This window comes from Limnohabitans sp. Rim8 (assembly GCF_945901735.1).
In the GTDB taxonomy this organism is placed as follows: domain Bacteria; phylum Pseudomonadota; class Gammaproteobacteria; order Burkholderiales; family Burkholderiaceae_C; genus Limnohabitans_A.
Genome location: NZ_CAMDLM010000030.1, coordinates 37,960 through 50,887, shown reverse-complemented (window position 1 = coordinate 50,887; position 12,928 = coordinate 37,960). Strand labels below are relative to the sequence as shown.

Annotated in this window: 2 protein-coding genes; both read right to left on the bottom strand. The window is 56.6% G+C overall.

Annotation, left to right across the window (positions count from 1 at the left end; all coding sequences use genetic code 11):
- A partial coding sequence (locus Q0O99_RS13985; RefSeq protein WP_293752581.1) for a class I adenylate-forming enzyme family protein occupies positions 1 to 1,378 on the bottom strand: 1,378 nt, incomplete at its 3' end.
- A 49-nt stretch (positions 1,379 to 1,427) separates the two neighbouring features.
- A complete protein-coding gene (locus Q0O99_RS13980) occupies positions 1,428 to 12,749 on the bottom strand; it encodes an Ig-like domain-containing protein (RefSeq protein ID WP_293752579.1) in 11,322 nt (3,773 codons plus the stop codon).
- Between the last annotated feature and the right edge of the window lie 179 nt (positions 12,750 to 12,928).

Here is a 12,928-nt window from a genome sequence, read left to right as displayed (position 1 = left end):
GTGCTGCAGGCAAGTGCTTGGCGCAATGGTCGCGCAGTGAGCCGATGGCATGACCGGGCTTAAGCACCACCACGCCCACCAAGACGGGCACCTCGGCCACACCCATGGTCGCCACCGTGATCGCCACATCCGCCACGCCCGGCTGCAGCGCAATGGTCTGCTCGACGCGCTCAGGGTCCACCTTGAGTCCGCCCAGATTCAACACGTGGTCTGCACGACCGTGTAGCTCCAGGTGCCCACCGGTGGTGAAGCTGGCCATATCACCGGGGTAAAACCAATCAGGCGCTTGCTGAGGCAGCTGCCCATCTTCATCCATGTAACCGCTGAACATGGCGGCCGAGCGCAAACGCAAAAAACCCACCTCCAGCGGTGACAGTGGATGCGCCAGTCCATCCACCACTTGGGCCTCCACCCCTTCAAAAATGGCCAAACGGTTGGCGTCATGGTCACCGCCGCCCTCGGCGTTTTGCCGCCAAACGGCCATGGGCCCCATCTCGGTGGAGCCATACAGCACCACCACTTTGGCGCCCCACTGCTCGCGCAAAACCTCAAGCACACGGCTGGAAACCCGGCCGCCGCCCACGATGACACGAGACAAACGCAAAGACGGGCCTTGGCCCGGAAAATCCAGCAGGAAATTGGCCATCTTGCTGGCCGCATCGGCTGACAACACCAGCACCGTTGTTTGTGCAGCCTGGAGCAATTGCAAGAGCTGCGCCGGCAAAATGGATGGCGGCTGAAACACCACCTCGGCCCCGGCCCACAGTGCCCTGCAGGCATTGGCCAAGGCCCAATACATGCTGTGCTCCAAAAACAGCACCACACGATCTTCAGCCTGAAACTGCTCGCCCATCTGCAGTGACGCGATGAACGCCGACTGCGATGTCACCACGCATTTGGGTTCACCCGTGGTGCCCGAAGACATGGACAACAACCATGGCTGAGACGAGTCGAAAGCCTGGTAGCCAGTGGCGGCCAAACCCTCGGCGCTGTGGGGCGCAAACACCTCGCGTGCTGACACGGCTTGGCAACTTGGGGGTAACTGCAGCGTAGCCGCATCTCGCCGATCATGGACCAACCATGACAAGCCAAGACGCGCAAACGGCCCACTGCCAAACTGCTGCAACCAAGAAGCCTGCACCGCGACACCCATTGCGCCCGCTTGTGACAGGCCCAAAAGGCTGGTCACATGTATCGCGGGATTGTCCATGAGCAAACCCACACGATCACCCGGGCGCAGCCCTCGCGCCTGCATCGCCTGTGCAAACTGCAGGGCTCTCTCTAAAAGTTCGCCACGGCTCAGGCGTACGCCTTGAAATGCAAAGGCGACACGAGTCGCCTCTAAACGAGGCTCACGCAAATACGCCAACACTTTCATGCCGGGCTCCACACTTGCGCAGCCCGGCATGGCTTTGACGGCCAAACGATCACACCAAGACAGTCACGTTGTCGTTCAGGACCCTGGGTAAGCCGAGATGCGCGATGGGTGCATCAACACCCACACCGGCTGAACTCAGTGTGACCTCATGATCACCGGCCAATCCTTCGACCTGCCAACCTGTCCAAGCATCCGGATTGGTTCGCTTGTCAATGATCAACAAATCATCGTTTCTGAAGGCCATCTCGTCCAGATTCAGAGTGCCGTAATCAACATTTGAGGATTCAGGCACTGTCATGTTCTTATCGAGGTCGCCGTCAACGGACAGGACCGGATCCACAAAGCGCACTGTGTAGTTGCCCGCAGCAAAATCGACGTCACTCAATGTGTAAGAGTAAGAGAACTCCTGTGCATCGGGGTCAAAGCTAACGGAGTTCGACAGTTCTATTGTGTCTTCACCGTCATCAAACACACCGTTCTCGTTTGTGTCAAACCAGGCGCCAAATGCATTTGCTTCGGCATCCAGACGGCCAATCGAGATGTAGTCAGGCCGTGCCTCCCAACCCAATTTTTGGTTTTTGCCATCGGCATCTTTGGACAATGACCAGCCTTTTTCGTGATAGACACCACTGACCACGGCCGCTTCCAGCCAATAGGGGTGGCTCAGATAAATTTCCGATCCGCCATAGGCTTCGCGGTACCCTTGATCAGGCAGGTAACTGGCGTGGTTGCTCTGTGCCAACAAGTCGTTCAATGTGTTGTTACCACTTCGTTTCTGGGTGTCGTTGTCAAACAATATCAGCGTGTGTGTTGCACCGGTCAGTGTGTTGTTGGTGGGACCATCCCCACCAATCAACTCAGTTTGGGAGTTGGTAAATTCTTCGGTACTGGTGACGGTAAAGACACCGTTGGCCCAGGTCCCGTAGTAAACCTCAAACTGACCATTGTCGATTTGGTCATCCCCACCGGCCGTAGAGCCAAAGCTGCTGGGCACAGCGATCTTCTGGTTGCCATCAAAACCATTCAAGACTGTGGCACCCTGGATGCGATCTCCCTGGCCAATTTGCCAAGATTTCAACTCCCAGCGATAGTCTGGTGATTCGTCTGTGAACTGATCGTCTTCCCAAACAATTCGGCTGAAATCATAGGCAAAAACATTGTCATTGTCGGTTATGTAACTGTTGATGTGATCCCAGCGATTGTTGACATATTCATCCGCATCGATCCAACCGCTCTTGTCCGCAGAGGAGTAGTCAATGGTCAGACGCGACGTGTTCACTGCCCAGGCCGGGTCAATGACCTGAACGCCAGGGGCTCCAGCAACGAAATCGGTGACCGCTACACCGACTTGCACATACAGCGTTGCGGCCGCTGTGTTGTGGTTCAAGACATGGTATTGAGCGCCATCCAAAGTCACTGTATTCGCAGCTTTGGTCCAGACGCCAACGGCGTTGGTGTCCATAAGCTGCACGGTATCGCCTGCGCTGCCTTTGACCATCAGCTGTTTGCGGCCGGTGGCTTCAAAAGTGTTTGCATTAGCCATATCAATCAAATCACGCAGAACGAGCTTGAGGGTATTTTCGCCCTGTGTGTTCAGATCAATGACGTCCACACCGTCAATGCGACTGCCGCCGAAATTTTGCGAAGCCGCCTGATTTGATATCGCAGTCAAATCCAAAGTGGCCGATCCCGCGAGCTGGATCGTGTCTTTACCTGTGCCACCTTCAATACGCGACAGTTTGCCCAGATTGCCGCCAAGACCAAGCGGATTGGCCAGCGCCTCAATCATTCCTGCGCCCAGGATGAACACATCATTACCAGCACCGCCATAGGCCACACTTGCTGCATCCAATTTAAATACGTCATCACCGGCACCACCAGCCATTGAACGCGACTCACCAGCATCGGCAAAAGTGTTGTTTTGTGCATCCCCAAGTTCATCAAACACAGAACCCTGAGATGTGGCTTTGCCGTACACCACATACGTACCGCTTAAAACGCCACTTGGTGCTTCAATGACAAAGTCTTTAATGCCATCGCCGTTGAAGTCTCCTCCCCCTTTGACTTGATTGCCATAGCTATTGGTGTTGGTACCACCGCTGAGAACATAACCGTCGGAGGCGGCCATGGAAGACGATACTGCTAGCTGTCCCCCATCCGCACGTCCATAAACCACATAGGCTTTGTTGCTGTTGAAGTCACCCAACAGCACATCCGCAAGACCATCGCCGTTGACATCGCCAGCACCCGATACAGACCAAGCAAAGGCAGAGCTTTCGCCAGTAATTTTGAGTCCTTGAGCAGAAGTCCAGTTCTGCAAATCGATGGCGGTTCGGTCGGCGCGACCAAAAACCACAAAAGCATCACTTGTTCCATTAGCCCCACCACCGATGATGAAATCGGCATAACCATCGCCGTTGAAATCACCCAGCGCACTCACGTGGTTTTGACTAGGGATCATTTGTGTGTCGTAACTCTCGCTTCTGTTAGTCGTGAATGCTGAAATGGAAATAGATTGAGCCGGTAGCGAAGCAGCTGAAATATTGGTGGGGTTGGCCTGGCCGAAAACCACTCTTGAAGCGGTTGCTTTGTCAGCCACTACAAAGTCAGGTATACCGTCACCATTGAAGTCGCCTACACCGTCACCAGCCAACATGCCATTTCCCAAGGCAATTGTGTAGCCGGCATTGCCCAAAGAACCTGTGTTCAGATCTGTGATGTCCGTACGTCCAAAAACAATGACAGATGGGCGATTTTGATAGTCCCAGTTGATTATCAAGAAATCATCAACCCCATCGCCGTTGATGTCTCCAACAGATTTGCTTTGCCAGTTATCTTGAAACGTGTTGGGGCCGTCTATGACAATGGCCGGCGAGCTGGAGTTAACGTCCAGCACCAATTGGCCATTTTGGGGGGCGCGAATGTCCAGCGCAATGAAATCATCCCTGCCATCGTTGTTCACGTCACCCAAAAAGGCCGGCGCGTAGTCCAAAACCGAAACGACTGACGACACAATTTTGCCGTTTTGACCCAATGTAGTGGCGCTTATAGGATTGACCGCGGTCAGTAATCCTGATGGCCGCCCCCAGACCACATAAGTCTTGGACCAGTCAGATATGACAATGTCAGAGTAACCATCAGAATTCAGGTCCCCTGCAATATCAAAAAATGCGCCACTGTTCGGCTGAAAAATGCTTGGAGACGCCCCAGGAGTTGTGATTCGTATCGGTTCTGGTGTCGCCGCAAAAGTGACCGGCACTGCGCTCGTGATAGAGAGGGCATCGCTGGGAGCACTGATATTTCCAGCATCATCCGCTAGGGCGTAAGAGTATTTGTGCAAACCAGTACTGACCGCATTGCTGGGCGTCAGCACGCCGGTGCTGGCGTTGTAGTTAGAGGCCACTTGCTGGCCGTCTACAAACAAAACAGGCGCAATGGCCAAACCCCTTTGCACCAGAATGCCGGGCGTGAAATCGTCGGTGCTGCTGGCCGCGCTGTTGTTCGAGGTTTCAGCGCCTGCATCGTCAACATAGGCTGCAGGAGCAGCGGGCTTATCGGGCGCTGTGGTATCGAGCGTGTAACTCACATCCCAAGAGGTGCCGCGGTTGCCCATGGCATCGATCACCAGCCAGCGGATGCTGCCTTCACCTGGTTTCAGGGTGACCCCAGTCCAACTGAAGCTGGTGCCATTGACCATGGCGGTGATGTCGATGAGGGTGGTTCCGCCATCGAGCGAGGCCATCAGCTTTTCGCCTTCCCCCAAAGCCGCGCTGAGAGTGCCTCTGACGGTTTGCGCCGCCACTGTGGTCAGGCGGTCGGTGTTGCTGACCCCGGTGTCTTGGCTCAGGCTAGCGGCCGTAACGGTCACCGTGGGTGCCTGTGTGTCCACCGTGATGGTGCGTGCTGCACCGGAAGCACTGCGGTTTCCAGCGACGTCTTCCACAAACACGCGGTAGGTGTATTGGCCATCGGCCAGGGTACCGTCGTTCACCGTCCAAGTGGTGCCGTCCACGATCAGACCCGCCTTGCCGGTGATGGTGACGGTTTGGCCTTGACCGTTGGTGCGGTCAATCGCGATGCGTTCGTCTTGAGCCAGTGCACGGGTCAGGGAGCCCGTCAGGGTGGGGGTGTTGTCGTCAGTTAGACCATTAGCTGAACTGCTGTTGCTCACCAATTGCAAGCTTGAAATACCATATCCATTAGCCCCTGCATGTGTGGCGATGGCTATGGGATTCCCGCCAATGTTCCAGTTGTGGGTTGTAGGCAAATTAACGTAATCGTTCGAATATTTAGCATCGACGATTTTGAGCTCAATACCATTTGACGAATCAGTCAATTGAAGCTGAACGGCTTTGGTGTACTTACCGTCATATTCTGCTTGTATCCAAAAAGAAACTTGTGAGCGGTTTGCGTTGTAAACCGTCGACCCACTGTTGTACACGCCTGGCCGAGTACCATCCGCTGAAATAAAAACCCCACCAAAAGTGGCAGACAACTGAGACAAGTCGAGGTCGGTGACATTTACCTCTGTCACTTTGTTGGTGCCGGTCTTGGAGGCATAGCCGCTTTCGAGCAGTTTCAGGCTCGTTGACAACAGGTTGCCTTGTGCAAGCCCCACATCGTCAGTGATCGCATCAATGCTGCCCAGAATGCCAGTGGGTGCAACCAGATCCACCGCCAGGTTGGTGAAGTTGTAATCGGCGTTGACGTTTGCAGCGTCTCCCGCTGTGCCGCGCAAACGCACGGTGTAGCCGTAGCTGCCATTGGCCCAAGCTTGTGCGGGCACCGTGAAGACGAACTCTCCGGTCTGGTTGTTGTAGCTTTGCAGCGTGGCCGTGATGGCGGCTGCGCCTTGCGGCACGGCCACGGTCACGGTCAGGTTGCCCGCCACAATGTCTTCGATCATGGCAGTGCTGCTGACCACCTTGCCGGTGATGCGCACCACGGCGGCGCTTTCGCTGGCATTGACGATGTCGTCTTGAGCCACAAAGTCAGGCGCGATCGAGGCCAAAGCGCCCGTGAAGTCCCAGCCCGAGGTGCCAGTCTCGCTCTTACCCACATAGCCTTGGTTAGCGCTGTCGACAAAGGTGCCAGCATCCAGCGTGACGTAATAGCGCGTGCCGGTGGTCAGGGTCGGCAGGGTCACATAGACGTCGGTGCCATTTTCGATACGCACGGCGTTGCTGGCCACATCGATCTCGGCCACCAGGGCGTCACCTGACACGTTGAACAACTTGATCTTGCCAGTGCCGGCTTGCACGGCCTTAGAGAACACCAGGTTGAGTGTGGCCTTTCCAGTGCTGTCGTTGGCCAAAAAGCCACCATCTGCAGGAATGAATTCCTTGACATACGGCGCATTGAACACGTCCTTGCTCACGGTTTGGCTGGCAACACTCACGTTGCCAGCCAGGTCAGTGGCCGTCAGATCGAATGTGCTGGTGGCTTTGTTGAGCCAACCCGTGCCTGCGGTGGTGAGTTCGGCCTGCGTGGGCACCAGGCTCCAGGTGCCGTTGGCGGCGTTGAGCACGATGCGGTTGGAGGCAATGCTGACGCCATTGATCTTCAGGCTCAGGGCGGTGCCAGGTTCGTAGTTGCCACCAATGCTGGCCGGGGTGAAGGTGGTCAGGTTGGTGTTGACGGGCGCAAGGGTGTCAATGGTCACTTGGGTCACAGGCCCTGGAGCGCTGACGTTGCCGGCCAAATCGACATAGCGGTAGGCCACTTGGTACACGCCGTCTGAGATCGGTGCATTGGGAGTCAGGGTGTTGTCTTCAAGACTGAAGGCGGCACTCACCAGCTGACCGTTGATCAACAATTCAGCAGACACAGCATCCGCAGGCTTGTTCTGCAGCATGAAGGCAGGTCGCGTGATGTTCGTGATGTCGTCGATGCTCTTGATGCCGCTGTCCTGCTCTGGCGAGAGCAGGTCAAACACAGCGGCGCCAAAGGCAAAGTTCACATAGGTTTCATTCGACAAGTAGTCAAATCGCATGTCATCCACGGTGCCATTCAGGCGCACCACCATGAAGCCTTCACGGCCTGTCAATCGGGTCGCAGCAGCCGTTGTGCCTTGGTTAACCGTGACGTCAGTTGACCAGAGAATTTCCACTGGCACAGGGAAAGAAATGGTGACAGGGTTGTTTGGGTTACCAATTGAAGAGAACGCCAACACGGGGTTGCTCATCGGCGAATCAAACGTCAATTGGTTGATGGAGGCCACATCGTTGCGAATCGACGTGGTGTTGGGCACTCCGAAAGACACCGGGAACAGCCCCTGGTTGTACATGTTTGAAGTAGAGGTGAGGTTAAGCGCAGCTTGGTCTAGCTTTTTCAGGGTGTAGGTGAAGGGCACATCACCAATGGTGCCGTTGACGACGTTGGTGCTGGTGTTGATGCCATTGGGGTAAGTGGCCCAGGCAAAGTTCTGGGGCGCAGCGGGCGCCACCATGTCCAAGGTGTAATTTTGGCGACTGACCCCCCCCTCGTTGCCTGCAGCGTCAATCACTTTGAACTGCAAGCTGCTGGCGCCGTTGGTCAAGTTCACATTGGCCCAGGTAAATTCATCGCCACTGACGGTGGAGGTGATGTCTTGCCAGTTGGCCCCGCCATTGGACGAAGCCCACAAACGGTCCCCTGCCTGCAATGCTTGCGGTTCGTCACCATCCATCAGACGTCCAGTAACGGTTTGCGTGGCCTCTTTGGTGATGAAATCAGAATCACTGATGCCGGTGTCGGCACTGATGTCGATGTTCCGGACCATGGTCTCGGGGGGGGTCAGGTCCAGGCTGTAATCCTGACTGCTGATGGGGCTGATGTTGCCCGCCACATCCACCACCCGGAACTGCACGCTGCTGTTGCCTTCGAGCAGGGTCACTCCCGTCCAACTGAGTTGGCCGCCAGAGTTGATCATGCTGGTCACATCTGTCCAAGAGGTGCCGCCATTGACCGAACCAAACACCTTGTCCCCTGTTGTCAGGGCATTGTTGAGTTGCCCGGTAATGGTTTGGGCCGGTGTGCGCGTGATGAAGTCGCTGTTGCTGCTGCCGCTGTCGGCACTGATGTCGATGTTGGTCACGCGCAGTGAGGGGGCAATGGTGTCAATCTGCACCGCCAAAGCGGTCCCAGCTGCACCGATGTTGCCCGCTGTGTCCACCCAGCGGAAACTGAAGTTGCGCTCGCCATGCTCGAGCGCCTGCACAGGGCGCAAAGTGCCGTCGTTGGCGTCATAGGCGGCTTCCACCATCACGCCATCAACCAGCAGCTGCGCGCCCGCCATGCCCACTGGCAAAGCGCCCACCACCAAACGGGGTTGGGTGTTGTTGGTGATGTTGTCGCTGTTGCTGCTGCCGCTGTCGCTGGCAGCCAGCAGATCGAGCGGGCTGGTGGGCGCGGCCGGCGGCATTTGGTCCAGAGTGAAACTCCAGGTGCTGATGGGGCCTTGGTTGCCCGCAGCGTCTTGCACGCGGAACAACACCTGACCTGGGCCCTGAGGCAATGTCACGCCTGGCCAAGCCAGCGATGTGCCGTTCACCACAACAGAAATGTCTGCCCATGTGGCACCGCCATCCAAGCTGGCGCGCAGGGTTTCGCCAGCAGCCAATGGCGCGCTCAGCGTGCCGGTCACGGTTTGGCTGGCCACATTGGTGATGCGGTCAGTGGCGCTTTGGCCACTGTCTTGGCTCAAGCTCAGGGCCGACACCAAGGTGGTGGGTGGGCTGGTGTCCACGATGATGGTGCGGCCTGTTGTGGCCGCACTGCGGTTACCGGCAGCGTCTTCTACAAAGGCGACGTACTCGTAGGCACGACCGTCTTGCAAACCGCTGTCGCTCATGCTCCAAGTGGTGCCGGTGGGCTTGAGGCCTTCGATGCCCGTGGTTTCAACCTCAGGACCCGGCTGATTAGGATTGGTCACGTCACGGCGGTACACCACCACGCGGGCATCACCCGAAAGAGCCGCACTGAGGGTACCGCTGACAAATGGGGTGATGTCGTCGCTGACGCCCGTGTTGGCCCCAGCAGCCCACAAATCGCCCTGAACAACACCGGCGTCATCGCTTGCGCTTTGCAAACTGGCACTCATGGTGGGCGCGGTCAGATCGATGGTCAGGTTGGTGAAGACGTACTGAGCCTGAACCCCTTGGGCTGCGCCTTGCGCACCGTTCAAGGTCACGGTGTATCTGTAACGGCCTTCTTGCCACACATTGGCCGCGATGTTGAAAGTGAACTCACCAGTGCTGGTGTTGTAGCCCGTGATGGTGGCCGACACAGGGTTGTTGTTGGCATCGCGCACATCGAGCGTCAAGTCATTGGTGGTAATGGCAGCAAGCACGCCACCGTTGCTGACGACCCGGCCTGTAACCGGCACCACCGCAGCACTCTCCACCCGGTTGATCATGTCATCGGCGGTAACAAAATCGGGCGCAATCGATGCCGTGACTGCAGAGAAGTTCCAACCGTTCAGCCCTGTCAAGGTCTGCCCAAGGTAGGCTTCTTGGTTGCTGTCAACGAAGCTGCCTGCATCCAGGGTGACGTAATACTGGGTGGCCATGTTCAAGCCGGGCAAACGGACAAATACGTCGTTTTGACCTTCGCCATCAATGCTCACGTCTGCACTGCTCACCAACACGGTGTGAATCAGGTTGTTGTTCAGGTCAAAGACCTTCAGTGATCCTGTGCCTTTGGTGATGGGTTTGGAGAACACCAAGTTAAGGGTGGCGTGGCCTGTCGCGTCATTGGCCAAAAAACCGTTGTCCGCTGGGATGAATTCCTTGACATACGGACCACGCAAGTCATCAGCTGTGACCGTGCGGTTGGCTTGTGCAATGTTGCCAGCCACATCGGTGACGGTGATCCGCAGTTCGCTGACAGCGCCTTCCGTGCGCAAGGTATTGAGCTCATCTGGACTGGGTTCATAACGCCAAGTGCCGTTGCTGTTGAGCACGACTTGCCCTGTGGCTGGCTGCCCGGCAATGCTCAGTTGTACGGCGCTGCCCGCCTCATAAGTGCCACTGAAGCTGCCCACTGTCACGCCCGTGATGGCAGAACCAACAGGCGCACGGGTGTCAATGGTGACCGGCAATGCGGTGCTGAGGTCACTGCGGTTGCCGGCTGCGTCTACAAAACGGTAGCTGACTTGCAACACGCCGTCCGACAGGGCTGCGTTGGGTTGCAGGGTCTGGGTGTTGGGGTTGAATGTGGAGGCAACCAGCCTGCCGTTGACCCACATTTCTACAGCCACGGCATCTGCCGGAATGCCCTCTACGTCAAACACAGGGCGTGTGTTGTTGGTGACGTTGTCAGTGTTCAGTTGCGAATCGGATGCGGCTTGCAGATCGGCCGCTTGGCTGGGCGCCAATGGGGCCTGTGTGTCGATGAAGCAGGTTTTTTCTACCAAGGGGCCCTTGTTGCCGGCTTGGTCAATAACCTGGAACTGCACTCGGGTGATGATGTCCGAAATGAGGGGTACTTGGTTCCAGTTGACGCTGGTGCCGCTGACTGAAGAGGTGATGTCAGTCCAGGTAATGCCGCCATTGAGGCTGGCACGCAGGGTCTCGCCCACTTCAAGCGTTTGGCTGAGTTGTCCGCGAATGCTCTGGTCTGCGATGTTGGTGATCCAGTCGGTCGCACTGGCACCCGTGTCTTGGCTGAGCAATGGCGAGAGCAGGGTTGCTTGGGGTGCTGATGTGTCGACAATCAGTTGGAGAGGTAGGCTTGCGTCACCGCGGTTACCCGCTGCATCCACATAGCGGTATGTCACGCTGTGACTACCATCCGTCAGGATGTTCTGAAGGCGAACAGTGCCCGCAAACAGATCGTAGGTGGCGGGGACCACATCGCCATTCACCAGAACTTCGACGGTCATGCCAGCTTCTGGCAAAGCGCCAATGGTAAAACCAGGACGCGCCTGACCCGTCACATCGTCGTCATTGTTGCTGCCGGTGTCATGCATGGCCAGCAAGTCGGGGGCCGACTGGGGCGCCGCTGGTGCGGTCGCATCGTATTGGGCCGTCACGCTATCGGGATGATCAGGGTCGATATGGGCACGGATGGTAAAGCTCTGGCCGTCTTGGATGCCCATGGCGCTGAATGTGCTGGGCAGTTGCACTTGCCAAGCACCATTTGGACCTACTTCTGCCTTAAGCGAGGCCAGCACCACGCCGTCTTTGAGTACGCTGATGCGGACGACACTGCCCTCATCTGCGTCGGTGGATGTGCCCTGGATACGCAGGGGCTGGGTTTCCTGAGCGTTGACCCAGGGACTGCGTTCAATCTGCACCGATGGTGGTGTGAGGACTGCGCCAGGCAAATTGTCGTCATTGAAGTCCTCCAACGCCTCATTGAGTGCACCCGGCACATCAGCAGGCCTCGCATGCAAAAGACGTTCGATGCCTTCTTCCAGGTTACCTGGCACCAGGCGCGAGAGTGCGGCGAGCTTTTCTCCGTATGTTTTGGCTTGCTTGTCTTTCTCTGTCGAAAAACCCACATCGTTCACAGCCACTGGCAACACGCCGACAATGTCTGGCACGCCAACCCATGCACTGACAGCCTTGTTGGCATCTGCGATTTTTGTCAGCTTGCCCTGGTCACTGAGGAGCGCCGAAACGGCCTCAGGTGTAAGAGCCACATCACCCACAGCGGCTTTTCGGAAGGCCATTTCTGTGAATGGCGTGATGGCCATGTAGTTTTGGCCAGGATTGATGGTGGTCACGGCTCGCAAAGCCGTCGATTCCAATGCAATCAGTCCTGCCACTTCGTCGTAGTACTGGACTGGTTTCAAATCATCCGGGAGGCGGTCATACAACACCCCCATCACGGCGCCTTTGTAATCGCCAAAATCGACAATGACCCCTGAAACGACTGTTTTTTCGACGCCAGCATCCATCACTTTGGAATATTGGACTTGAATTTTCCCTTTGTAGGCCGAGCCTACGCTGGGCAATAATTCGCCTTGATCGTTCCCTGTCAATTCAAGCAGCAAGCCCCGGTTGCCAAAAAATGCCAGGGTCATGTTTTTGGCTTCAAAGGGGCCAGCGGCCATCGCGGTTTCGAGGCTGGCTGTGGGGGCCGCCTTGTCCTTGCCGTTCAGCGCCATCAAAATACCTGCGCCCGCAAGACCGATTTTTATCAACGAGCCCGTGCCGTGGTTCCACCAAAGCCCTTTGTCGTCATCGCACTCTTCACTGTTCTTTTTTTCAGGCAGCTTGCAATCTACCGCCGTGGCCGAAGTGTTTGCCGCCGATGAGTTGGCCGCAGACGTGTTGGCTTGCGCCAAGGTCCAGACTTGAGACGGTTCAGCCGCTGGAGCATCGCTCAAAGAAACGATTTCGTCTTGCACGATCTTATCGGCCGTCTCAAAGTCATCCTGAGGCATCTGTACGCGCTTGCTTGCGCGATTCACCACCCGATCGCCCCCGCCTGCGACCTCACCATTCGGAATCAATGCTGATAGAGCGTCACGATCGGTTTGAGATTTGTTAGGGCTGCGTGTATTGACAGGGCCTGCAGACTTCTTTTGACTCATGCTTTTTCTCCGAAACAATTAGGGTGCTC